Source organism: Vibrio sp. MMG023, from assembly GCF_021654215.1.
In the GTDB taxonomy this organism is placed as follows: domain Bacteria; phylum Pseudomonadota; class Gammaproteobacteria; order Enterobacterales; family Vibrionaceae; genus Vibrio; species Vibrio jasicida.
The window spans coordinates 183,467-208,383 of record NZ_JAKFZP010000003.1 but is presented as its reverse complement, the minus strand read 5'-3'; the positions used below and the strand labels follow the sequence as shown (position 1 = coordinate 208,383).

Below are 24,917 nucleotides of genomic sequence, written 5' to 3'. Positions count from 1 at the left end.
TAAGTAGTTTGAGAGGGATGATGTCTACAACTAAGGATAAGTACAGTATTGATAATACTGACTACACGGTCGGCCAAGACAACGTTCAAAAGTGGGGATTTGATGTTCATAATCCTGTTTTTGGCACCAGCGCTGGCTTGATCATTATTTTTTTAATCGCACTTCTGCTCGTCGACCCAGCCACTGCAAAAGCAAGCCTTGATGGTGTCAAATGGCAGATCATCGGAAGCTTTGATGATCTTTTCATGTGGGCTGGCAATATCTTTTTAATCTTCTGTATTGGTTTGATCTTTTCTCCTTTTGGCAAGATCCGCATTGGCGGTGAGAACGCAAAGCCGGAACATTCCAACATTTCTTGGATTGCGATGTTGTTTGCTGCTGGCATGGGCATCGGTCTCATGTTTTGGGGCGTTGCCGAACCTGTCGCATACTTTACAGGTTGGTACGAGACTCCACTTGGCGTAACGCCATTTACAGAAGAAGCCAAACAAGTCGCACTTGGGGCAACCATGTTCCACTGGGGTCTGCACCCTTGGGCAATCTACGCCGTTGTTGCACTGTCTATGGCTTTCTTTGCCTTTAATAAAGGCCTACCACTTTCAATCCGTTCCGTCTTTTACCCACTGCTTGGTGATCGCACGTGGGGTTGGTTTGGCCATGTGATTGATGTTCTGGCCGTGCTCGCAACACTCTTTGGTCTAGCAACCTCGTTAGGTCTAGGCGCGCAGCAAGCTGCAAGCGGTATCGCGCATGTGATGGGCATTGAAAGTGGCATTGGAATGCAACTTGGGGTGATCGCTTTCGTTACTACACTTGCGGTTGTGTCGGTCATTCGAGGAATCGATGGCGGCGTAAAAGTGCTGAGCAACATCAACCTTACTATGGCTTTTGCTCTATTGGTCTTTGTTATCCTAGCGGGTCTTGCCGTCGCGTTGAGTACTATCCCGACTACGCTAATGGGTTACGTTGAGAACATTATTCCTCTTAGCAACCCGTATGGCCGAGAAGATGAAGCGTGGATGCACGGTTGGACGGTGTTCTACTGGGCTTGGTGGATTTCATGGTCACCATGTGTGGGTATGTTCATTGCACGAGTATCAAAAGGACGTACGGTTCGCGAATTCCTTACTGCTGTGATTTTAATTCCGACGCTCATAACGCTAATTTGGATGTCCGCATTTGGTGGCATTGCGATAGACCAAGTAATGAACAAAGTGGGAGAGCTTGGTACGAATGGGCTTACCGACCTAACACTGTCACTATTCTATGCTTATGAAGCAATGCCAATGAGCTCGATTTTGTCTGTCATTTCGATTGTTCTGATCATGGTGTTCTTTATTACCTCGTCAGACTCTGCATCGCTGGTTGTCGATAGTATTACCGCTGGTGGTAAAGTGGATGCGCCAGTACCACAACGTATCTTCTGGGCAACCATAGAAGGTGCTATTGCGGCTGTTCTACTGTGGATTGGTGGTACAGAAGCAATTCAAGCCCTGCAAGCCGGTACGATTTCAACTGGTCTGCCATTCACCATCATTCTATTGGTTATGTGTGTCAGTCTGGTGATGGGTATGCGCACAGAACCTCAGTTCATTCAGCGACGTTTAGCGAAAGCGAACTAGACAGACAGAACCTGAACCCACCTAGCTTGAACAGGGTTGTAAAAAGCAAAGAAGCCGCATCGAAATGCGGCTTCTTTTTTTAGTTCTGCGTCTTTAACAAGGATTATTTTTAATCGCGCTTGTCAGCGTTGTCTCGACGAGGACGATCATTGTCTTGTGGTTTACGTTTGTTCTTTGGTACGTAGTTCAAGATAGAAATTGGCACAGGCTTTCTTGGTGTGAAACCTTCGATTTCCACACGTTCAAGCAAGTGACCCAGACGGCTTTCAATCATGCATAGGTTTTTGAAGTCATCTTTTGATACCAGTGAAATCGCTTCACCTTGTGCACCAGCACGGCCAGTACGACCAATACGGTGAACGTATTCATCCGCTGGGAATGGCAAGTCGTAGTTAATAACAACAGGTAGGTTGTCGATATCAATACCACGCGCCGCAACACCTGTTGCCACTAAGTACTGGATTTCACCCGCTTTAAACTGCTCAATCAACTCTTGGCGAACGCGTTGGTTACGACCACTGTGGAACGCCTCTGCCACGATACCACGCTTCTCTAGTTGAGAAACCAACTTCGCCGCGCCGTGTTTTGTCTCTATAAACACCAACACTTGCGACCAGTCGTTTTCCGTCAGCATATGGCTCAGTAGTGACGACTTCATGTCTTTATCGACGGTAGTGATCCACTGCTTGATGTTCGACTTAGATGCGCTGTGCTTCGCAATGGTGATCTCTTCAGGGTCAACGATAGCGTTTTTCGCCAAGTCACGAACTGGGTTTGATAGCGTCGCTGAGAACAACAAGCTTTGAATGTCTTCTGGCATGCAATCGACGATCTTATCAATCGAATCGATAAAGCCCATATCCAACATCTTATCGGCTTCATCCAGAACCAGCATTTCCACTTCATCAAAGTGAATGGCACGTTGGCCGTAAAGGTCAATCAAACGGCCTGGCGTGCTTACGACAATATCCACGCCTTCAATCAGCGCTTGTTTCTGTGGCGCATAATCCACACCACCAAACATCGCCATAGAACGAAGCGATAAGTTTTTGCCGTATGCCTCGATGCTCTGGTGTACTTGAAGTGCTAACTCACGTGTCGGGGTCAAAATGATCGCACGAGCGCGCTTCTTACGCTGAGTTTCCCCTTTGCTGAGTTTTTCTAAGATTGGTAGTACAAAGCCAGCAGTCTTACCGGTACCAGTTTGTGCTGCGGCAATCAAATTGCTGCCACGCAAAACAATCGGAATGGCTTTTTGTTGGATAGAAGTCGGTTTTTCATAACCCAGCGCCTTCACTGCTTCAGTGATAGGTGCGCTTAAACCAAGCTTAGAAAATGGCATAGAAAAGTCTCAACAGAGGAAATGGGCGCGTAGTGTATCAGAATCCGAACTAAGTAACAGAATCATTCATACCTGAACAAGCCGGAGACGATAAGCAAATTCTATCCTTTTAATAAGGCATCTGATTGTTACGGCGTGATGATTTATTGACCACCTCACATTTCTTCCCCTTGAACCTCGTTATGCTGCAAGAGTGTGCATCACTGGAAAACTTCATGGATATTTTATTACTGGTTGGATTAATCGCGCTTAATGGTGTTTTTGCCATGTCTGAGATAGCGTTAGTCACAGCCAAAAGCGGCCGACTGAAAAAGTTTGCCCAACACAGCGCTTCTGCCCGCCTCGCTCTGCAATTAAAAAACAACCCAACGCAATTCCTCTCCACAATCCAAATCGGCATCACCGTGATTGGTATCCTCAGCGGTATTTTTGGTGAAGCCACCCTTTCAGTTCCCTTTGAGCATTGGCTTGTCGCACAAGGCCTAGAACGAGAAGTTGCCACCATCCTTGCCACCGCCATTGTCGTCGTCGTGATCACCTACTTTGCAATCGTAGTGGGTGAGCTAGTTCCGAAACGCTTCGCTCAAAACAACGCAGAGCGTATTGCTGTTCTTGTGGCCTACCCTATTCATTGGTTGGCCAAGTTAACGACTCCGTTTGTCATGTTACTGACGCTATCGACAGAATCTTTACTGAGATTGCTACGCCAAAACCACACCGGTGAAATCGTAACAGAAGAAGATATATTTGCTGTGGTCAGTGAAGGTTCTGAATGTGGTGCAATCGAGCCTCAGGAACAGCTGATGATCCGTAACCTTCTGCACTTGAATGACCGTTTGGCGCTCTCTTTAATGACACCACGCTGTGACATTCACTATCTCGATCTGGATTTACCACTCGATGCAATGCTGAAGAATTTACGTCAAACTCAGCATTCCGTTTGGCCGGTATGTAAAGGCGGCTTGGATAACATCATTGGGACCATTTCTTCTAAAGCGTTGCTCGATGAGTATGACGAGCTATCAATATCGCGGTTAGCAAAATTACTCAAACGTTCACGTTTTGTTCCTGAGTCCATGAAAGGGCTACCGTTGCTCAACTATATGCAGCAAACCAGCACCGAAATGGTCTTTATCGTTGACGAATATGGCGACGTGCAGGGCCTAGTGACACACTACGATTTGCTCAAATCTATCGCTGGTGAGTTAGGCATGGCACCACAGCAAATCTGGGCGAAAAAACAGAAAGACGGCAGTTGGATAATGGACGCCTTGATTCCGATGAATGAGCTGAAATACAAACTTGAGCTCAGCAGCATTGAGGGAGAAGAAAGCGAGGGCTTCCAAACCTTAAATGGTTTTCTGACTTGGTTAATTGGCCGCGTGCCTGCTCAAGGAGAAACCGTTGAATATCAACAGTGGCAATTTGACGTGTTGCAGGTCAAGAGCAATCGGATCACACAAGTTAAAGTAACGGAAATGGTGAGATAATTCGAAGCTGAGCAATAAGGCTAATTACGAATTTACGAGTGTTTGACTCAAACAAAAAACAGCCTCTCGATAGAGGCTGTTTTGCTAAATGAGATTCACGATCTTCGTTTCGATTAGAACAAGTACGTTGCGCTTACATACGCACTACGGCCTTTTTCAGAGTAGCCGTAGTAATCGTCTTCATCGTCCAACTCGACATCAAAAATGTTGTTTAAACCCGCTTTAAGGTTCAACTGTTGGAAATCGTAACCCACACCAAGACCGACTAGCGTGTAACCATCCACCGTTTTGTTTTCACGGCTTAGGTTCGTGATCACTTGTTCACCGATGTAATTCACACGAGCAAACGTTGTGAATGAATCAAACACTTCCCAATTGACGTCCAGGTTCGCTAGATGCTCAGGTGTTTGCATGAGCGTATCACCTGTACTCTTGTCTTTAGCGTCCGTGTAAGTGTAGTTACCTTTCAGGTTGATGCTGTCTGTAATGTCATACCAACCTTCAAGCTCAATACCTTTGATCTCCGCTTTACCGATGTTTTGGTAAGTGAAGATTGGCATAGGGCCATCCATACCAACAACCTTGGTTAGGTCACGTTCGATCTTGTTCTTCAAGTCCGTGTAGTAGTACATCAGACCTACACCCATTGATGTTGATTCGTACGCAAGACCCGCTTCGTAGCTTTCTGATTCTTCCGGTTTAAGATCATCATTACCCGTTAACCAACAACGGTTACCACAACTGATTACGCGAACTTGGTCGCTGCTTTCCATCATGCCAGGAGCTCGGAAGCCACCACCAGCACCGCCTTTCAAGACAAACTCATCGGTGATGCTGTAAACGGCATAAGCACGCGGGCTAAAGTGACTACCATAGACCTCATGAAAATCTTGACGGCCACCCAATGTCAGCGCCAGTTTGTCGAGATCAAATTCACCTTGAACAAATACCGCACCTTGGTAGTTATCGATATCACCAGATGGAACATCACGGCTGTTTTTCAGCTCAGAAGTACGGTATTCACCACCGAATACCCACTCATGCGAATCTCGCCACAAACCAGAAAGTTTGAAATCGAGAGTATTATTTTGTAAGTCGACATCCGCAGCGCCGTTAGTGTAAGCCGTACTTGCATCGTCAAGTTGCATGCTTTCACCGTAGAGACGTACTTGTGAATCTACCGTGTCCCAAGCGCCTTCATGCGTTAAACCGTAGTTCCAGCGCGTCGAGTCTTGTGTGTTCGTTTGAGGGCCTGAACGAGGGTGAACCCAATCTGCTTCACGCTCATCTTTGGTGTAGATAACATCCGCAATCAAACGCTGTTCTTCGGTTAATTGCCATGCGACCTCACCAAACACATTGGTCGTGTCTTTCTGCTCTAGCGCATCAAAATTAGGATTTGTGTCTGTGCGCCAAGGGTCACGTGTAGAGCTTTCAACAATGATGCTGCCTTCTACATTTTGCGTCAGTTCGCCGCTCGCGTAAGCATGACCTTTCAGACCATCACCACCATCACCTTCAAGAATGCTCTCGTATTCAAGACCAACCGAGCCGGATAACTCTTCCGTTGGTGATTTCAAGATCACGTTCACCACACCACCCATGGCCTCAGAACCATAAAGGGAAGAAACCGGGCCACGAACCACTTCAATACGCTGAATAGCCGTTAAAGGGATACTCGATAGGTCAAAGTCATTACCTCGAATAAGCGCATCTTGTGAGTTAATTCGACGACCATTGATCAAGATTAGCGTGTGCTTGGAATCCAAACCACGAATACGGATAGTATTACGACCATAAGCGGTGCTGCTCAAAACACTCACACCCGTCGCACTACGAATCGCTTCTGAGATATCTTTCACTGGCATCTTTGAGATGTCTTCTGCGGTGATAACCGAAACAGAAGCTGGTGCGGTCAATTCTGAGTGTTGGGTAAGGGTTGCAGTAACAACCATACGTTCCATTTCCAACACTTCATCTTGATCATCAGCAACAGCATAACCACTTAGCGCCGTCAAAAGTGCTCCTGCGAGCATAGAAGGCATAAATGTGGGCTTTTTAACTAAACTTTTCACTGCATATCCTTATATCTATTTTATAAATAAATTGAGCTCGCAAACTCTAATAAACGAATGTATAAATGACAATTATTATTACTCGCATTAGCATTTACATTTGAGCTGTATTGTATTTTTGAACTGCAACAGGTTGAAAAGTGACACTATTGAAAAACGACAAGCTAGTTAACATTCTTGCCCCTCTCTGTCTTCACTTAGAAAGTGCCAGTCCAACGGTTCACATCGTAAAAGCCACACCCGATATGTACGATAAAGTGGGCCTTCTCGAGGAAGAGCAACAAATTCATAAAGCCGTTAAAAAGCGTCAACGAGAATTCCGAGCCGGACGTCAATCCGCTCGAGAAGCCATAAAGCGATTGGTATCAAACGATTCTGAATTAGCTCAGGTACCCATTCTTTCAGGCAAAGCTAGAGAGCCCTTATTCCCGAGCCTCATCAGCGGCAGCATCAGTCACACCGACAGCCTATGCCTCGCAGCGTGTGCGTTAAAAAGTGAAGTACCGAGTTTGGGTATTGATGTGGAAAACAATACCCCTCTCGCCTCGCACCTTTTTTCTAGCATCTACACCCAGAGCGAAAAGGCATTAATGGAGACGTCCAACACCCTCCCAGATACACTGATATTCAGCATTAAAGAGAGCCTGTTTAAATGTCTCTACCCGTTTGTTCAGGTGTATTTCGACTTTCTAGATGCACAAATCACCCTGCAGCCGGACGCTGAAAACACCGGTCAATTTCACTTCGAACTGATTGGAGAGAATCGAACTTTATTGCAGGCTAACTTGCCGAATCTCTCCTTTCATGGCCGCTATTGCTTTACCGAGCAATACGTTTTCTCGTTGTGCTTTTTTTCCTCATGAATGTGTCATTATTTTTGTTCAATAACCTTTTTGATCACCATTTGTTGTCGAGCATTAACCAGCGGCAACCGTTGTTCTAAAAGCGCTTTCCACATTGGTGGTACTGTGACGCCCTTGGCATCTAACTGACGCGTTTGTGGACCTAAATACCAATAGGCATCCACCAGCTGCTCAAGGGAAGTAAACGCGTAAGGGTTCACCGGTGGCTTTTTCGGAATAATGTCGAGAAACGATTTCTTTTTAAGATGAGGCTGCGTCGTTGTATAAATACCCCGCTCAGTGCTGCCCCATTCACTTGGTAAAATGTGTGGCCAAACTGATACATATTGTTCGCCAAACTTCTGTTTCGCTAGGTCACCAAAAGTTTTATGTTTGGACATGAACCCTAAGGTTGGGGAACGCTTAAGAATGTGTCTTGCTCCAACAAGCACCACCACACTCTGTGCCTGTTTCTGTTGCAGCTTTTCAACGCCGTCCACTAAGGCTTGGTCACGTTGAGCATTCAACTTACTCAGTTCAGAAGGATGTTGAATGGCTTGCCAATTGAACGACGGCTCCGTCAGCACGACTTTGATCGGCACGTTGCGCTCAGCATTCGCTGCTCGCAATCGATGAAAAAATTGGCCGTAACACGGATGCATCCATGCAGGAAAGGCGATTGAATCTAACCATACGGCAGACAATTCAGTGTCGGTGACCGCCTCTCCCAATAAGTAGTTGTTAAGCAGCGCTTGATGCTTAGCGTTACCAAACTCGATGAACAAATGCGTGAATGCCCCATCCAATTGAGGATCGAGCAACACCTCGGTCATTTGCTCAAATAAATCGGCATACCAATGTGCCTCGCCAAGCGCCAAAATAGCGCCTGATTCCAACTTATTTTTGAAGAAAGTCAGAGGGGAAATCATCCCCTCCAACATCGCACTTGGCTTAAATTGAGCTGTCGAATCAAACATCGAAATTCTCTCTCAACTCTTTCACCATATGCGTACCGATTTCACGCAGCATATCTGGGCGCATCATGTCACGGTGAATACAGGCCACATCAATCACTTTCAAGTCACCGTCCATGTATTTGAACCATCCATTGCGATCCAAAAAGGCCTCTTCTGGTGGCTTCTCAGCATTAAAGAACAGCACATCGCCTTGATATTGATAGTCAATGGCATCACGGACACGTTGGTTGTTGTTAATTACGACGTCGATCATCGCCGTGATGGTTTCAGTACTTAAGTGCGCCATAGACGAGCCCGCATCCTGCAAGATATCGATCACTTCTGGCTTCGTAATACTGGAATGCGCGGCTTCATCAAACTCAACGCCGGCCATACGAATCAGTGCGCCGAGCGCTTGCTCTTCTCCCGGTGGATGGATGGTTTGCCACTGCTCTGCAGGGTAAGAATCTAACAGCGTAACCAAACCAACTTCTTGGCCTTGTTCTTGTAAGATGCCCGCCATTAGGTGAACAATCATGCCACCAATTGACCAGCCCAGAAGATGGTAAGGACCAAAAGGCTGCTCTTCACGAATCGCGGCAACGTAGTCTTCTGCCATTTCTTTCATGCTCTTTGGCAATGGTGCAGAAGGGTCACCCAGATTACGAGCTTGCACGCCATAGAGAGGAACATTGGATGGAATGATCGGCGTTAAAGCCGCGTAGCACCAACTTAAGCCACCCGCAGGGTGTACACAGAAAATGGCCGCTTTCCCTTCACGTTTACGCAGTGGTAATAACATGTTCAGGGCATCATCACTTTCACTGCCATTCAACTTGGCGGCAATCCCAGAGACAGTCGGCGATTCAAATACGGCTGCCAATGACAGTTCAATTCCCATGATTTCTTTCACATGAGCAATCAACTGTGCGGCAAGCAAAGAGTGGCCACCTAGTTCGAAGAAGTTGTCGTCAACGCCTACCGCAGGTAAATCAAGCAGTTGGCAGAACAGCTTACACAAACGTTCTTCAACAAGGTTGCTTGGCCCTTTTGTACCAACCTGACCAGACAAATCTGGCTTCGGCAACGCATTGCGATCCAGCTTACCGTTTGGCGTTAACGGGAAAGTATCCAACGTCACAAAGTAACTTGGAACCATGTACTCTGGCAGCGGTTCGGCAAGGAATCGCTGCAGCAAGTTGCTATCAACACCCTGTTCTGGATCTTCTGCCGTAACATACGCTACGAGGCGTTTGTCACCATCGGCATATTCCTGCGCCAATACCGCAACTTGCGCGACACTTGGGTGATTTGCTAAGGCGTTTTCAACTTCTTCAAGCTCAATACGGAAACCTCGAATCTTGACCTGAAAATCACTACGCCCGCAGTATTCAATCGCCCCGTCTTTTCGCCAACGAGCCAAATCACCAGATAAGTACATTCGGCTGCCTTTTGGTCCGAATGGGCTTTCAATGAAACGCTCTGCGGTCAGTTCTGGCTGGCCGTGATAACCCAACGCTAATTGTCGACCCGCAATATAAAGATGACCGACGACACCCGGCGGTACTGGATTTAATGCATCATCCAAAATGTAAATTTGGGTGTTCCACACAGGGCGGCCTATTGGTGTCGAATTACCTTGCGCATTCGCCTCACTTGGCCAATAAGTCACATCAACAGCCGCTTCTGTCGGACCGTACAAGTTGTGTAATGGCGCACTAAAGTCTTGGTAATAATGATTCACCAATTCCATCGGTAGCGCTTCACCACTACAAAACACTTGGCGTAAACTCTGGCACAAATTGGCATCGGCTTGTTGGACGAAGATTTGCAGCATTGAAGGCACGAAGTGCAAGGTCGTGATTTTCTCTCGATGGATAAGATCTTGCAGATAAATAGGATCTTTATGCCCTTCCGGTTTTGCGACCACCAAGCATGAACCGACGATCATTGGCCAGAAAAATTCCCAAATAGAGACATCAAAACCTGCAGGCGTTTTTTGTAATACTCGGTCTTTGGCATCAATTGGGTATTGGTCGTGCATCCAAAGTAGTCGGTTGACGATAGCATCGTGAGTAACCACAACACCTTTTGGTTTGCCCGTAGAACCAGAGGTATAAATCATGTAAGCCGGAGAGTGAGGTTCCGGACGCACTTGTGGTGGTAATGCCTCAACCACCTTATAAATAGTTGGCAACGTCGCGTCATCAACCAACTTCACCTCCACACCTTGTGGCAACTTGCTTTGTAGCTCGGTCGTCGAGAATACAAACTTCGGTGCAGAAGATTCCAACATGTAGTGGATTCGGCCTTCTGGGTAATCTGGATCGATCGGTACGTAAACCGCACCAGCAGCAAGAATCGCCTGTTGTACAACAATCAGTTCTTCACTTCTTGGGATGCAAACCGCAATGCGATCTCCCAGCTCAACCCCTTGCGCGGTTAACCAGTTAGTCAAGGAGTACACTTTTTTCGCTAACTGCTCATAGCTGAGCTTTTGTCCTTCAAAAATGAGGGCGGGAGCATGAGGCGTCAGAATACGTTGCCTTGCCAACAAGGCAGCTAGGGTCGTTTCTGGCACCTCGTGGTCGGTATCATTCCAAGTTTCGATGACCTTTTCTTTCTCCCCAGAGAGAAGAATATTCACGTCACTGATTTGGCATAACGATGGATCTTGAGCTTGCGCGCTTGCAAAAAAGTCGCTCATAAAGTGGAACAAGCGCTGCTGGTGCTCTTTAATGTCTTGGTCAGAATACAGCTCTGGATTGGCATCCATATCTATGTGAAGTTGACCGTCAAGCTCATAACAATAGAAGGAAATATCATCCACGGGCCCCGCTGACAGGTTATGTGCCTTCGAAGCCAACTCGCCAAATTTATGTTCATACTCAAACGGCATGATATTGACCAAAGGGCCAAATAGATTGCGGTTGTCTTTTACTAGATTCAATTCGCGGTGCAGTTCTTCATAGCGGTACCCTTGGTGACGACGAACAGATGAGAACTCTTGGTTTACCTGTTTAACTAGCGTTTTGATGTCCGTACCTTGAGTAAAACTCACTCGCACTGGCAAGATATTCACTCGCATCGCTGGCGTTTGAATTGCCACTGAACCTAAGCGACCCATCAACGGCACACCAAGCACCACCTCGTTGGAACGCGTCATACGATGAACATACGCAGCAATGGAAGCGATCAGCACACTGTACCAGTGCGTTCGGCATTGCTTCGCCAACGATTCCATATGCTGGAAGTCTTCTACTGGCATCGCGCCTTTCAAGCGTAAGAAGTGATCAGATGTCACTGTTGGTTTACCCGCTAAGTTAACCGTATCAGAGTGGTCGGCATAACGTTGTAAGTAGAAGGTACGGTCTTTTTGGTATTTATCCGACGTTTTATAGTCGTTGTCTTCTTTAAGCAAAGCGTGTTGATCCACCAATTGGATCTCGTCAAACTGCTCTCCCTTCGTAAGTTGGCCATAGATATGAGCAATACGCGAAGCGATCAACGACATGCTGTAGCCGTCAATAGCAATGTGGTGAAGTGACAGGAACCAAACAAACTTATCTTCTGCAAGCTTAAGCAGCGCCATAATAAACAATGGGCCTTGCTCCAAATCGACGGGCTGCTTCAACTCTTTCTTCATCCAATTGACTGCAGACTCAAGTGGCACATCATGTTGCGAGAAGTCGATTCGCTCTACCTGCCAGTTTTGTCTATCAATCACCATGCGAGGACCTTCGGTGGTGGTGACAAACTTCGCGTGTAACGAGTCAACTTCATCAATGGCGGTTTTTACCGCTTCAACAAAACAAGGCTCATCCACCTTGCCATCAATCACTAAGTATTCGCCAGTCTTGTAAATTGGATTATCCGGGTCGCGCAACTGAGCAAACCAAATCCCTGCTTGGGCATCCGTAAGCGGCAGCAATTGCTCCGCTGTATAAGGTAAATCGTACATGTCCATTCCTTTGTTACTCTTCCTCGTAGGCTGTTAAGTCAGCTTCTTCTCAATCAGTTGCCACCAATCTTGCACACTGGGCTTGGCGGCAAGTTCCATAAAACTCACGTCTAGACCAGCTTGCTGCCAATCACCGACCAGTGACATCATACGAACCGAATCTAAACCGAAATCCAGCAGGCTATCTTCCGGCGTCATTTCATCGACTGGCACTTCTAGCAATGCCGCTAACTGCTGAGTTAAATGTTGCTGAGATTGAGGAATGGAAAAGTCATCACCGACAAATTCATCTGCACTGCTGATTTGGGATAGCAATTGCTGCTTATCCAACACATAGCCACAGCGACCTGCGACATAATTGAGTGCCATTTCATGCTCGTTCGCTGAGAAATCTGCGACAGCATCAGAAACCATAAAAGCTTTAATATCGGTCATGAACGCTTCGGCAGCGGTTTGTAAACAGCCAATGTGGGCATAAATACCTACGATGATCAGCTGGTCACGACCCGTTTCATCCATCATGGATTTAAGCGGAGTACGCTGAAACGCACTGTAACGCCACTTGGTGTAAACAATGTCTTGTTCAGAAGGCGCAAGCGCAGGGAAAATACGCGTAATATCATCATCTGCTTTCAGACCTGGTCCCCAAAAGTCCGTTAGCAAGGCACGGTCTTCTTGGCGTTGGTCACCCGGTTGAGCTGTGTAAACCACAGGGATACCCGCATCGATACACGCTTGTTTAATTTGCTTAATATGATGAGTGAGCGTTTGGATCATCTCACTATCGACATCATAGAAATTGAGAAAATACTGCTGCATATCGTGAATCAATAACACAGCGCGCTTTGGCTCTACAGACCAATTTACTCGGTTTTCTGGCATCGGCTTAGATAGTGAATAACCAGAGATAGATGGAATGGCCATGGGGCTAATCTCCAAAATTTTATTTATACACACGACACCTTTGATATCGTGGTGTGGTGGTTCGATTAAATCAGTTCTAGAAGTTTGTTTTTGTTGATCTTTCCTACTGGCGTTTTAGGTAGAACATCAACAAAGATCACGCGATCTGGAATTTTGAAATCCGCCAATCCTCGACCTCGCAAGAATCGCTTGATTTCAATAGGCTTGGGATTTTGCGCTCTGCACACCAATGCCGCGCAACTGCGCTCACCAAGGTATTCATCTGGGATCGCAATCACCGCCGCATCGTGAACGGAATCATGAGCAAGAAGGTGATTCTCCACCTCTTCGGCCGCAATTTTTTCACCACCACGATTGATTTGGTCCTTATCCCGCCCCACAACTTGCAAATTGCCGGCTTCAGTCATAACGACGATATCCCCAGTACGGTAATAACCAAGATCGGTGAAAGAACGCTGATTGTGTTCCGGTGCATGGTAATAACCCTGAATGGTATAAGGACCACGCACGAACAAAATCCCCGCAGTCCCTTTCGGAACCGGATTACCTGCTTCGTCTAGTACCAAAAGCTCATCTGCAGGTGACATAGGACGGCCTTGCGTAGTGACAATTTCTGAGTCTGGATCATCCAAACGGGTGTAATTTACCAGCCCTTCAGCCATGCCAAACACTTGTTGTAAAGTACAACCAAGCTCTGGCTTCACTCGCTTTGCCGCCTCTTCACTAAAACGAGCGCCACCGACTTGCAGTACCTGAAGTGACGCAATGTTTTGCTGGGTTCTTGCTGCTTCATCTAGCCATAACAACGCCAATGGAGGAACCAAAGCCGCGACAGTGATTTGGTGTTTTTCAATCAAAGAAAAGGCCGTTTGAGGGCTGGCATCTGGCGCTAGTACGACCATGCCACCAGCCATAAAGCAACCCAACGCACCAGGCGAACTTAATGGGAAATTATGCGCAGCAGGTAAAACACATAAGTAACGAGTGCGAGCAGAGAACTGACAAACGTCATTGCTCGCACTAACGCTATAAAGGTAATCAATGTGGGTTCTTGGGATGAGCTTTGGCGTACCCGTTGTCCCACCAGAAAGTTGGAAAAAAGCAAAGTCTTCGGCGACATTAGATTGAGCATCAACCTCTTCCAAAAACAGTGTGTTTAGCGCTTGGGCACCAGTAGGCATTAAGCTCTCTTCACCAGCCCACACTACCGTTTTTAAACTCGGTAAATCTGCGGCCACTTGTTGAGCTATCTCAGCGGTTTTGACGCCCAATTGAGGTGCGGTAATCAATACTTTCGCTTCAGTAAAATGACAAAAGTATCGAATCTCCGAATAGCGATGCGCAGGTAACGCTAAAACGGGTTGAACCCCAATTTTAAGCAAGGCAAAGAAACTCAAATAAAACTCACCAACGTTGGGCAAATGCAAAACCGCTTTATCACCGGATTTTAGATTGAGCTTGTGCTGGAACCCGGCAGCAAGTTTGTCAACTTGTTCAACTAACGCTTGGTAAGTCCATTGCTGATCGCCCGCAACCAAAGCTACGCATTCTGAATAACGCTGTGCGCTCGCCTCAAGCATCTCTGGGATGGTTTGCTGCGTCCAAAACCCTGCATCGCGATACTTTTGAGTCATCTCTTGCGGCCATGGGGTAAATCCTGATGCCTTCATGCACGGGCGGTTCATTGAACCACCTCCATGTTCTCACGGATTTCAATACCCAATGCGTTAAGCACGGTTCGCATCTTGTTGCCGGTTTCTTCAAGTTCACTTTGTGGCTCTGAGCCAGCAACAATGCCAGCACCCGCGTAAACGCGAAGACGTTTTTTCTCGACCTCAGCACAACGGATCACGACAACCCATTCTCCATTACCGCGGGCATCCACCCAACCAACCAGTCCGGTAAAGTAACCACGGTCAAAGGGCTCTACATTGCTGATAAAATCATAAGCCTGCGCTGTAGGGTAACCGCATACCGCAGGTGTCGGGTGCAATGCACTCGCGAGTTTTAATACGCTGGTATTGGCATCTGAAACCATGCCCTCGATACGAGTCGAAAGGTGTAACATCGCTTTGGTTTCAATCACCGATGGCACCATCGGCACATACAAATTGTGGCACCAAGGTTGGAGCGCTTTCTCGACGGCATCCACAACTACCGCATGCTCGTGAAGATCCTTGCTGCTTTCCATCATCAACTCACCTTGTTGTTGGTTCATTGATTCGTTGTCACTGCGGCGACGGGAGCCTGCTAACGGGTTGGAGCAAACATGAGGGCCTTTGCGCGAAACAAGAAGCTCAGGGCTAGAGCCCATTAAATATGCATCGGAATGGCTTCCTCCAATGCGAGTCGAAAAGGTGTAGCCACCGGGATTCTGTTTGAGTAACGTTTTTAGGAAACGAGCGCGGTCAATATCCTCTTCCGTCTCGACTTGCATGGTGCGAGATAAGACGACTTTGTCGAGTTCCACATCCTCTCGACAGCAACTCCTTACGGCTTGTTCAACGCTACGCATGTAATCACTAGGATCGGGAATGGGTTGAATAGAAGATGGATGACAATCCGTTAACCCATCCACATCCGACACTTTATCCGGTCGGATTGGTGATGTCGTAATCAGACGTTCAGGGACAATAAAATGTACTGGGTTGTGTTCAGAAAATGGGATCACACCTACAGCGATAGGGTTTTCATTGCCCTCTTCCTTCGCCGAATCCAATAATTGGCTGATGTGAGTATCTAATTCTGAGAACCTGACTTGTTGGGAAAATTCGGCAGCAATCCCTTGAGTCAATAACGTCACTGTCGGAGAGCTAAAGAAGAACGAAGCATCATCCGTATGGGCATTAAGAAACTCTGTGAGCATAGTGCTGCTTCCCGTTGAGTTACGAAGCATAATCATCTCTCAAACTGTATTAAACATGGCGTTCCAAATGAGATTCCTTCTCATTTAAGAGGTGAGACTACACACACAAAATCATTTATTCAAACACTTTTGATAATAATTATCATTCGTATTATTTATAATTTTATAAATTAATCCCATAGTATTAATATGGGGAAACGCAAATAATTCTTTAGTCTTATCAGTAAAATAGCCTCAAAATGACGCATAAAAAAATGGCTGACACCTTATGCTGTCAGCCATTGATTGTTGTGATAGTTCTTACTTAGAAATGCTTATTAGCCATATTACCCGTTATCAGAAAAACCATACTTATCATCACTCAGCGATCGTATCTCGTTGAAGCGATCTTGCATCTTGCCTCCGATCAAATCGACACGCCTTTGCATCTCATTCACCCATTCACGATCTGCCATCACTTCACGTGGAAATAAGGTGGAGCGCGCATTCTCACCAAGGTACAGAAACGCATCAAACAGTTCCCCGACCGGGGCATCCATCTTATCCATTGCCGCCAGTTTATAGCGCGCTTTAGGTAATAAATCGATGAATCGAAGTGGCTCAATAGGACTATTCGTCACCTCGAGTAGCGCTGGCGATTTTACATTGTGGAAGGTTTGCACGACTTCGGGCTCTGTCATCGGCCAAATTAAATACGTACTATCAGGAAACGCTTGCTCTAATCGAGTCGCAAGCGGCCAAGCGCTGGCTTGCGTTTTCGCGACATAGTCCTTCGGTGCATTCACCAGATGGAAAGCCCCGAAAATCAACAGTGCTTTTTCATTGTGCTCAATTCGCTCTTGAGCAATTTGGTAAAAGTAATCCGTTTTACTCTGCGCCGCTTGTTTCCAAACTTTTGCATCCGCGACACCATCCCATTCAAAGGGCGCTTCCGCGAGATGCACCTGAATTTTTTTGCCTTCAGGTAACAACAAATTACGCGCTCTGATCGCCTTGAAGAAGTTGATATACGCATCTGGCATCCAAGCCATAAAGTAAATCGAACCACGTAGCACCTCATTCAGCTGTGATTCACTGACCTCACCGCCTGCCAGATATTTATCCAATACAGGTTGATATTTCGCATTACCAAATTCGACCACAATATGGGTGACTTGGTCAGAGAAAGCATCGGTCGAAACCAGTTCCGTTGCGTAACGTAAAAAAGCGTCATTCCAATGGTAATCGCCAATCCCAACAAAACTGTGTTGCTCGAATGCCTTCAGAATTGCAGCATCAGCGGGCTTAGCTCGCTCAACCACTTGTTCAATTTTTTGCTCCGGCAAATCGACCTTTGCAAAGTGCGGTAAATACTCACACCCTGAGATCCCAACCAACCCTAAAACCAGTACCAAGGGCTTGATTTTCCAGCCTAATATTTTCATTGAATTCTATACCTCCTTGTTAATATCATGACAACGATAACAAAAATCATTATCATCTATCCAACTTAGATTTCATATTTGTATCGCGAAAGGGAGAAGGTGATGCGTGAAAACCGCTCAGAATTCTACGGCAAACTGTGCTTGGTCACTGGTGCCGGACAAGGGATTGGCCTAGCATGTACTAAAAGCTTATTAGACCAAGGGGCGCATGTTATTGCTTGCGATGTGACTCAAGCAACATTGGATGAACTACAACAAAACTTGTCGACCAACCAGCAACAATACACCACATTACTTCCGTTTGATCTATCCGATCCACATGCGATCCTCAATGCCTGCCAGAACCTTCAGCAGGATAACCTTATCCCTGAGCTCATCATCACTTGTGCTGGTACATTACACCTCGCCTCTATTCTCGAACTGCCGTATGAAGCGCTCAATAAAACCCTAGATATCAACTTAAAAGGCACCATGCTACTCACCCAACAGCTCGCAAAAATGTTGATCGAGAACGGCAGAAAAGGCGCGATTGTCGCAGTAGGATCAAATGCCGCAGACACACCTCGCGTGAAGATGTCCGCCTACTGCACATCTAAAGCTGGCCTGCACATGTGGATGCAATGTTTGGGATTAGAACTGGCAGAGCATGGCATTCGCTGCAATATTGTTAGCCCCGGTTCAACCAGAACACCAATGCAAGAGCAAATGTGGAATGAATCTTATGGCGAGCGAGAAACGGTTCAAGGCAACTTAGCGTCGCATCGAATTGGCATTCCGTTAAACAAGATTGCCGAAACCAAAGACATCACCAATGCGATTGAATTTTTGCTCAGTGATAAATCTGGCCATATCACTATGCATGATTTGAGAGTGGATGGCGGAGCAACCTTCTGATCCCCCGCCAAAATATCGGAAAGTTTAACCGTAAAATTTGGGGTGCATGCCCTTCTCTAACTTGCGCCTCACTTTATAGGACACATCAGCTAATGTGATTTTGCCTGAGTTCTTGCGGTCAATCCCCGCGTTTTGGCGATAAGCGATCGAGCCTTTCTTGAAAAGCACATGTGTTGGCGGTTGGCCGATTGCAGCAGGATAAAGGATCGCCATATACACATCCTCAAGACACGCCATGTCATTTCGATATGGCATAAAGTACGCTTTGACATAATCCAGCTGATCCAGAGCACTCATTTTAGCCAACTTCTTTGTGCTTGTTCCTAGAGCTTCTGCGGTTGAAGGCATAAATTGAATTAACCCTGTCGCACCGCTTCCCGATCCATTTTTAATACTTGGGCTAAATGTCTCTGCTGTTTCAAATGCCATGCAAGCCATCAAATGATTAGGATCGATATTGAGCTCTTTAGAAATGTTGTAAACCTTGATTTTGAACTCTACCGAGACGCGATTTCCCCAAGCAAGGGCATCGGTAGTTGGAACCGATAAAGACGCTGAAGAAACATCACTTTTTTTAAGGAATAAAGATGAAGGTGAAAAAATGTTCAGGCTTTTCGAATTATTATCTATCAACCTGTTTTGAAAGGAAAAAACCTTATCTTTTTTGTGCTTAATCTTTTCAATTTTTAATAGCTGATACAATCGCTTAGAAACCGTTTTCACGATACAACCACATTTGGAAAACATGTCCCAAACTGTAATCCATTTCTCACTCTTTTAATATCAGTATCAGTTATGAGGCACAAAAATGTGAGGTAGATCTGTGAGCTTTATAAGAAATGGAAAATTTATAAATAATGCTGTTTGAAAAGTATACTCAGCGTTTTTCTGTACGTTGAAAACAATGAGAAATTTGTGGTGTATTCTCGCTAGGTTGGATGGTAAACCACTGAGTGACAATACGACCTTGATCTTGTCGGAGCTGCACTAATACTGCATCACGTTCGTAAACTTGAACACCATGGATGTTAGTTAAGTTGCCATTTGAATAAGACTCAAACAACACATCTAATGCGGGTCCTCGCCTATTCAATTTACACTTTATCCTTTCATCAGTTTGAACGCCTAAACTACGAAATGTGCACTCTTCATCTTGTACCTGAAGTTCATATTCAATCCACACAAATGGCCCTGCGTTACTTTGCCCCAAATCGACATCACAATGAAAAATCCCATTCCAACTAGGAGTGACAAAGGCCACCGTCGCTACGAATCCGATTGTGCTCATTATCATACTCTCTCACTTCTCTGGCTAAAAATGAGAGAGTATTTCAACCCAACTATCGCTGCACTTAACAATAACAAAACTTCGAGTGATACCCAGTTACCACTCTGCAATACAAAGACGGCTTTTCACACCACGAATCTGTAATCCCATCGCCTCAAATACATGCTCAAAATCTTGGCAGGAGGCAGGTACATTCGGTAAAGACAACGACGCTTCTGTAAAGAATGACCGACTCAGGGTTTCTGATTCTCCCCACGCCAGTTCCCACCAATTCAAGATGCGTTGTTTAGACGCATTCAATCGATACACCGCGGGCAGTCGATCACGCTTGTTGAGGTTTTCAGTTTTGGATGTTGGCAGCAGATTCCATTTATCGTTGTTCGGCCAATAAGCGAAGGGCAAGCAGTGATCAACATGGTACTCGTTACGCAACTTACTCCCACTCCATACACTGATGATCTCAGATTGATTCGAACGCAACAGCTCTACCCTTTTGCGTACTGCGCGAGTGTCGTGGTCTTTATCAATCCAAACCAAGCAATCATGATAGGTTTGAAGGGCAATGCCTCGGTCTTGGTTTGAGCTAAACCGCTGCATTTCAAGAATCCACTGATTGACCACCAGCGGCTCAATCCATGAATGATAAAGCCTAAAGCAGTCCCACAAGCTCTCATCCAAAATAAATTTGCCATAGCTTTCAAGGAACTCCCCATCAACAACGATAGTACCTTTATGCTTTTTAGAAGAACGTACCATTTCAAAATATGGATTCGATTTGTCACCTTGGTATGTATAGGTAACTGGTCCATCTTTAATGGTTTTCAAACTGTCTTTGACAGCTTTATCTAAAGCGACGGCATCGTCACCAACAAATATGGTACCAATTGCTAAATCATCCGGACTTAAATGAGAAAGCTTGCCCCAACCATCAGGCTTAATGAAGCCGAGCCCTTTTGATGCATTAGAGTTCTGCTGGATGTTTTCTTTATCGATGAGGCGTTTGAACTGACGAATCCAATACAGACCAACTAAACCAAGAGGGATCGCAACTTTGCCGTCTGTACGATCAATAACGGCTCCGGAATGTGCATCTGCAATTCGTAATAAGGTTCGTAGCAATGCCAGTTTGTAAGTCGCCGATTTAGAGTCGTTTACGATGATATGGCGAACCTTGTTGAGATCACCGGCACCATCATCGGGAAGTGACATGACAACCGTCTGCCAATGAACATCATCACGCTTGAGTTGATCGTCACTGTCCGAGACATGCCTAACCATAAGCGCACTGTTCTTTGCCAGTTGTTCTAACTCTTGAACAGCGACAGGGTAAGCTTTGCGCCCATCAGTAAACTCTCCATGGCGAAGACTAATGACCAATCGGCCATTAGGCGCAAGCAGATTAGAGAGTTTACGGAAAGCACGCTCACGATGAGAAGTCGCAAGATGCATCCAAACCGCACTCACCAATATCAGATCAAAGCGAAGTCCCAAGTTGGTGGTTTTCTCAAGAGCAGGCAAGGCATCATCAAGCCAAGTAACCAAATTACCCGTCTTAACTTTACCAAGCTCTAGTAGAGATGCCGCTGGTTCAAGAGCAATCACCTCACAGCCTTGTTCCATCATCCATTTTGCATCTCGCCCAGACCCCGCTCCCACATCCAAGATCCGATCGCCTGCATGAGGCCAAAAAGCCTGCCAGCTCGCGTGAACATTCTCAAATGTCGTCGAGTTGTATTGCTCCGCTAATGAGCTCGCATTTTGGTGATAGAAATTGAAGGTAGAGGACATAAAGGTAAGACTGCAATTGAACTGAACACATAGTAAGTGCTATTGATTGCAAAGACTAGAAGGTAGTGCAAAAGTTGTAGGAAACGTTGCGTTGGAAGTTCTGTCGCCTAAAACGACAAAACCCCGATAACTCGAGTAGCTATCGGGATAAGTGATACGTAAAAGTAAACCGAGTGGGTTAAAAGTGGCTTTAGCCTCTTAACACCTCTATCATTTGTGTTTCATGATTCTGGATATTAGCTCTTCCTTTATTATCAGGCCCCCAATCGTCATAACTCATCATGATGGCTTGCTTTAAACTCTCGGCACGATTGTTTTCTTGATAGAACTTCTTCTTATCTTGCGGAGAGTAATTGCTAAGCCTTGAGTTGCTGCTTGGCGAAATAAGGCAAAGGTTACCGAAACGATCCACGTCCTGCATCTTACTTGCCCCTGATGGATCGGTTTGCGGGAAGTAATGTTCAACAGAGGTTCGGAATGAAAACTGGAAATCGTCAAAGTGCTTTCCAAGTTCATTTTTACCAATACCATCAAACGATTCATTGTTTGAGAAGCGCTTCCACAATAAGTAGTCTAAACGGTTGAAAACAAAGTTTTGCACACCAGTTCCCTGATGTAACACACCGACATTATTCTCTGTAAACTCAAGCTGAGAACCTTCGCAGATTTCACCAAAATACTTGTCACTTTGCTTTTCAAGGGCAGCCAAGTATGAACTACCATCAACTTCCAATCGGCCTTCTGTAGCGAGTTCGTTTAGTAAACTTAAAGTGTCATTCAACCAACGCTTATATACCAAAGCAGGGTTCGACACATGGAACATTGCCAAGATCATCCGTATCTTTTCGCTCTGATCACTTCTAAACGCATTTGGATATTCAGGACTTAGACTATTGCCGTATTTATACGCATTAAGTCTTAACAAACACCACTTACGCTTTTCATCGTGCTGGTCAGGCTTAATTACGTAACTATCAAACAAAATTCGGCATTTAAGCAGTTCATAGACAAAAGCTTTAGCGCCAACCTTCAAGCCATCGTCTGTAGAGATAAATGCATCGATCAACTTTTTATCATCAAGCGAAACGTTCTCTTCCGTCTTCATCAGTTTTAAGACATGAAGTAAGAAGTTTGAGAAGTCGATAACCGAACCAAAGCGTTCTTCTTTCTCTCGATCATCATCGTCAGTATTTGAGCTAGATGCCTTGTTACTGATGATTTCTCGCAGAGTCATTGCATCTTCTTTTTGCTGCTTGCTCGTGTGCTTTTCTTGAATCGCTTCAAAGCTTATTGGCATTGTCTGCCAATCTGAGCCGAATACCTCTTTTCGTAAGTCCGATTGGAAGCCCATTTGGGTATAGCACGTCATATTCGCACAAGCATCCCAAACAGTGGAAAAGCAGCCTCTTTCCTCATCATCACCAAGCGTTGCCATGAATTTTGCTTTCAATACTTCATGCTTTTCTAGCTGCTCACCACGGTTATTCATGATCTCAAAGTAGTGGTTAAGATCGGTTTGAGGTGGAACGACGACTCTAAGAATGGTGACGTTTTCTAATAGATACTCAAAGAACTGCTTAGTTTTCGCCTGTGTATCTAATCCTTTGGTTTTGAAGTAACGCTTGATGATGTTGAAGGCAGCATGAATGTTAGGTTCTTCTGACTCGCCATTAGTTCTGCCTGTATAAATGTCATCTAATGCTCTGGAGGATTTGGGACGACTATCAAAGGTGAGATTAATGTCTAGCCCTTCTAGCTCATTCTCTTCGAGCACATTGCGATGTTTGAGGTACGCCAACAAGATAGAGAGTGTAGTATGTCTTTGCTGTCCATCAATGGTTTCGTACACCACATTAGATTGGTGTGAATGTGTTGTGCGCTGATAAACCACAAGGCTACCTAGATAATACTTTACTTGTTTGGCAGTAACGGTTTCATCAGATTGAGTAATAAGCCCTGCAGCATCACTGATATCTTGGATAAGCTGCTCAACCTCAGTCGCCCCCCAAGCGTAATTACGCTGGTAGATAGGAATTACATATTGGGTTTTGCTGTCGAAAAGTGCTCTAACGGATAACTGCTCTACCTGGTTCGAATCATTCATTTACACATCCCGACTTCATTGCTTCAATAGATGCCTGCACGTCCTTCGCGTTCTTGAACTTCGGCTCTTGAATGTAAGGAGGCTGAAAGTTCAACACCTGTTGAGGGTGAACAGCTTTGCTGATTGCTCTGAACAACCCACTACGTGCCTTGGCATGATTATCTACCGACTCCATACCGATACGTTGCAGCTCAAGGCGAAGGAAATAACTCCAGCGATAACAAACCTGTGCCGCTTTCTCTAACTCCACATCACCGAACTTGTCGTAGTAATACATCACTGCACACAAAAATAGGTTTCGTACATAGCTATCCCCTTTACGGCTACTACCTTTGTACTTAGCGTGCTTATCGACGAATGAAGATAGCCTTGCCTCATCACCAACGAACAAGGTCGAGTGAATCGCCATGTAGTGCTGAATGTACTCAAAGAAGCGTTTACCGTTGATCATCACCTGATCAACTTGAAATGGATAACCCTTGGTTTGCTTGTCCCATTTACGTGCGGGATCAGCATTAAAGGTTTCAATCGCATAATCGAGCGCAAGCATAGAGTCCACATAGGCGTACTGAGTGCTTTCTAGGTTGATGCCTTTGAATACATCAATGTTATGGCGACTGAACTGTATGCCGTAGTCACCATCAACCCAACGGCGCATGCGGAACAAGAACTCACCCATGATGGTGTGCAAATTCGCAGAGTCGTCATCTGGGTTTACACCCTGCTCCCACAAGCTAACATGGTGTAAACGTTCGGTTTGCTCTGTTGAGTCCATCATTTCTCGCAGATGGTACGCCTTTAGCAGATCATGAGGGGCAAGGGCTTTACCACGAGCGTTTTGTGAGTCGAAGAACTGGAAGGCTTCACTGAGATCATCTAGCGTAACTTGGATAAGCTCACACTTGTTAAGAACGAAATCGAGCAGTTCCTGTTTTTCTGTAGCTGGCAGACTGGCTACTCGTTCAGAGATGATTTGTGCATTATTCTTAAGGTTTTCGATACTGACTGATGATTCAAATTTGTGCTCAAGAAGAGTCGATGAAATACGCTTATTTTCCTTATCCAGGATGGTACAAAGTAGCGTTAGGGTAAGCAGGCGTTGCTGGCCATCAACAATATTGAGTGTGATATTGTCTTCTTCAGTTTCTGATTTTTTGTCTTCATGCAGTACCACCGTACCAAGCCGATAGCATGGCTTAGTGCGGTGGTTAAAGATGTCATCAATCAGTTGATTAACGTGCTTAGGTTGCCATTTGTATGGGCGTTGGTACTCAGGAATAGTGAGTTTCTGTTCCAATAACTGCACAATGGTTTGAGGCTGATTGAAGACGATTGCCATGG

Annotated in this window: 17 protein-coding genes; 4 read left to right on the top strand and 13 right to left on the bottom strand. The window is 45.7% G+C overall.

Going from position 1 to position 24,917, the window contains the following annotated elements; genetic code table 11:
• Positions 1-20: 20 nt before the first annotated feature.
• Positions 21-1,622 carry a BCCT family transporter gene (locus L1076_RS10670; protein WP_038865577.1) on the top strand — a complete coding sequence of 534 codons (1,602 nt, stop codon included), beginning with the start codon at positions 21-23 and terminating at the stop codon, positions 1,620-1,622.
• A 109-nt stretch (positions 1,623-1,731) separates the two neighbouring features.
• Here L1076_RS10670 and L1076_RS10665 read toward each other — a convergent pair whose 3' ends face one another.
• Positions 1,732-2,964 carry a DEAD/DEAH box helicase gene (locus L1076_RS10665; RefSeq protein ID WP_237303594.1) on the bottom strand — a complete coding sequence of 411 codons (1,233 nt, stop codon included), beginning with the start codon at positions 2,962-2,964 and terminating at the stop codon, positions 1,732-1,734.
• 182 nt (positions 2,965-3,146) lie between these two features.
• On the opposite strand from L1076_RS10665, the gene L1076_RS10660 reads away from it, so the two are divergent.
• Positions 3,147-4,454 (top strand): hemolysin family protein, encoded by a 1,308-nt coding sequence (locus L1076_RS10660; protein WP_237303593.1) that lies wholly within the window; start codon positions 3,147-3,149, stop codon positions 4,452-4,454.
• 113 nt (positions 4,455-4,567) lie between these two features.
• On the opposite strand, the gene L1076_RS10655 is transcribed toward L1076_RS10660, so the two are convergent.
• The gene (locus L1076_RS10655; protein WP_042602177.1) at positions 4,568-6,529 is read right to left on the bottom strand and encodes a TonB-dependent receptor; all 1,962 of its coding nucleotides are present in this window, start codon (positions 6,527-6,529) and stop codon (positions 4,568-4,570) included.
• Between the two features lie 140 nt (positions 6,530-6,669).
• Here L1076_RS10655 and L1076_RS10650 point away from each other — a divergent pair, with 140 nt between their 5' ends.
• Positions 6,670-7,392 (top strand): 4'-phosphopantetheinyl transferase superfamily protein, encoded by a 723-nt coding sequence (locus L1076_RS10650; protein ID WP_038879384.1) that lies wholly within the window; start codon positions 6,670-6,672, stop codon positions 7,390-7,392.
• An 8-nt stretch (positions 7,393-7,400) separates the two neighbouring features.
• Here L1076_RS10650 and L1076_RS10645 read toward each other — a convergent pair whose 3' ends face one another.
• From L1076_RS10645 to L1076_RS10620, 6 genes are all read right to left on the bottom strand, one after another.
• Positions 7,401-8,348: a hypothetical protein gene (locus L1076_RS10645; RefSeq protein ID WP_237303592.1), complete on the bottom strand. Its 948-nt coding sequence runs from the start codon at positions 8,346-8,348 to the stop codon at positions 7,401-7,403.
• Positions 8,341-12,288, bottom strand: a complete 3,948-nt coding sequence (locus tag L1076_RS10640; protein ID WP_237303591.1) for an enterobactin synthase subunit F — start codon at positions 12,286-12,288, stop codon at positions 8,341-8,343. Before L1076_RS10640 ends, L1076_RS10645 begins: the two co-directional genes overlap by 8 nt.
• 33 nt (positions 12,289-12,321) lie before the next feature.
• A complete protein-coding gene (locus L1076_RS10635) occupies positions 12,322-13,212 on the bottom strand; it encodes an isochorismatase family protein (RefSeq protein WP_042602181.1) in 891 nt (296 codons plus the stop codon).
• Positions 13,213-13,277: 65 nt separating this feature from the next.
• Complete coding sequence (locus tag L1076_RS10630; RefSeq protein WP_237303590.1) at positions 13,278-14,897, bottom strand: (2,3-dihydroxybenzoyl)adenylate synthase; 1,620 nt, start codon at positions 14,895-14,897, stop codon at positions 13,278-13,280.
• A complete protein-coding gene (locus L1076_RS10625; protein WP_050568409.1) occupies positions 14,894-16,114 on the bottom strand; it encodes an isochorismate synthase in 1,221 nt (406 codons plus the stop codon). Before L1076_RS10625 ends, L1076_RS10630 begins: the two co-directional genes overlap by 4 nt.
• 290 nt (positions 16,115-16,404) lie before the next feature.
• A complete protein-coding gene (locus L1076_RS10620; RefSeq protein ID WP_237303589.1) occupies positions 16,405-17,502 on the bottom strand; it encodes a hypothetical protein in 1,098 nt (365 codons plus the stop codon).
• Positions 17,503-17,604: 102 nt separating this feature from the next.
• On the opposite strand from L1076_RS10620, the gene L1076_RS10615 reads away from it, so the two are divergent.
• A complete protein-coding gene (locus L1076_RS10615; protein WP_237303588.1) occupies positions 17,605-18,396 on the top strand; it encodes a 2,3-dihydro-2,3-dihydroxybenzoate dehydrogenase in 792 nt (263 codons plus the stop codon).
• 24 nt (positions 18,397-18,420) lie between these two features.
• On the opposite strand, the gene L1076_RS10610 is transcribed toward L1076_RS10615, so the two are convergent.
• The 5 genes from L1076_RS10610 to L1076_RS10590 form a co-directional block, all read right to left on the bottom strand.
• The gene (locus L1076_RS10610) at positions 18,421-19,143 is read right to left on the bottom strand and encodes a transglycosylase SLT domain-containing protein (protein ID WP_171373612.1); all 723 of its coding nucleotides are present in this window, start codon (positions 19,141-19,143) and stop codon (positions 18,421-18,423) included.
• Positions 19,144-19,273: 130 nt separating this feature from the next.
• Positions 19,274-19,684, bottom strand: a complete 411-nt coding sequence (locus L1076_RS10605; RefSeq protein WP_237303587.1) for a DUF5991 domain-containing protein — start codon at positions 19,682-19,684, stop codon at positions 19,274-19,276.
• A gap of 96 nt (positions 19,685-19,780) precedes the next feature.
• Entirely contained in the window at positions 19,781-21,472 is a 1,692-nt protein-coding gene (locus L1076_RS10600; RefSeq protein WP_237303586.1) for a class I SAM-dependent methyltransferase, read from the bottom strand.
• Positions 21,473-21,662: 190 nt separating this feature from the next.
• Entirely contained in the window at positions 21,663-23,576 is a 1,914-nt protein-coding gene (locus tag L1076_RS10595) for a DUF262 domain-containing protein (protein ID WP_237303585.1), read from the bottom strand.
• Positions 23,569-24,915, bottom strand: a complete 1,347-nt coding sequence (locus L1076_RS10590; RefSeq protein WP_237303584.1) for a DUF262 domain-containing protein — start codon at positions 24,913-24,915, stop codon at positions 23,569-23,571. The genes L1076_RS10595 and L1076_RS10590 overlap by 8 nt, the downstream gene beginning before the upstream one ends.
• Positions 24,916-24,917: the final 2 nt, after the last annotated feature.

What these genes read in the sequence shown, in the direction of transcription:
- L1076_RS10670 (WP_038865577.1), top strand. Translation starts at nt 21, where the DNA reads ATGTCTACAACTAAGGATAAGTACAGTATTGATAATACTGACTACACG.
- L1076_RS10665 (WP_237303594.1), bottom strand. Translation starts at nt 2,964, where the DNA reads ATGCCATTTTCTAAGCTTGGTTTAAGCGCACCTATCACTGAAGCAGTG.
- L1076_RS10660 (WP_237303593.1), top strand. Translation starts at nt 3,147, where the DNA reads ATGCTGCAAGAGTGTGCATCACTGGAAAACTTCATGGATATTTTATTA.
- L1076_RS10645 (WP_237303592.1), bottom strand. Translation starts at nt 8,348, where the DNA reads ATGTTTGATTCGACAGCTCAATTTAAGCCAAGTGCGATGTTGGAGGGG.
- L1076_RS10640 (WP_237303591.1), bottom strand. Translation starts at nt 12,288, where the DNA reads ATGTACGATTTACCTTATACAGCGGAGCAATTGCTGCCGCTTACGGAT.
- L1076_RS10635 (WP_042602181.1), bottom strand. Translation starts at nt 13,212, where the DNA reads ATGGCCATTCCATCTATCTCTGGTTATTCACTATCTAAGCCGATGCCA.
- L1076_RS10630 (WP_237303590.1), bottom strand. Translation starts at nt 14,897, where the DNA reads ATGAACCGCCCGTGCATGAAGGCATCAGGATTTACCCCATGGCCGCAA.
- L1076_RS10625 (WP_050568409.1), bottom strand. Translation starts at nt 16,114, where the DNA reads ATGATTATGCTTCGTAACTCAACGGGAAGCAGCACTATGCTCACAGAG.
- L1076_RS10620 (WP_237303589.1), bottom strand. Translation starts at nt 17,502, where the DNA reads ATGAAAATATTAGGCTGGAAAATCAAGCCCTTGGTACTGGTTTTAGGG.
- L1076_RS10615 (WP_237303588.1), top strand. Translation starts at nt 17,605, where the DNA reads ATGCGTGAAAACCGCTCAGAATTCTACGGCAAACTGTGCTTGGTCACT.
- L1076_RS10610 (WP_171373612.1), bottom strand. Translation starts at nt 19,143, where the DNA reads ATGTTTTCCAAATGTGGTTGTATCGTGAAAACGGTTTCTAAGCGATTG.
- L1076_RS10605 (WP_237303587.1), bottom strand. Translation starts at nt 19,684, where the DNA reads ATGAGCACAATCGGATTCGTAGCGACGGTGGCCTTTGTCACTCCTAGT.
- L1076_RS10600 (WP_237303586.1), bottom strand. Translation starts at nt 21,472, where the DNA reads ATGTCCTCTACCTTCAATTTCTATCACCAAAATGCGAGCTCATTAGCG.
- L1076_RS10595 (WP_237303585.1), bottom strand. Translation starts at nt 23,576, where the DNA reads ATGAATGATTCGAACCAGGTAGAGCAGTTATCCGTTAGAGCACTTTTC.
- L1076_RS10590 (WP_237303584.1), bottom strand. Translation starts at nt 24,915, where the DNA reads ATGGCAATCGTCTTCAATCAGCCTCAAACCATTGTGCAGTTATTGGAA.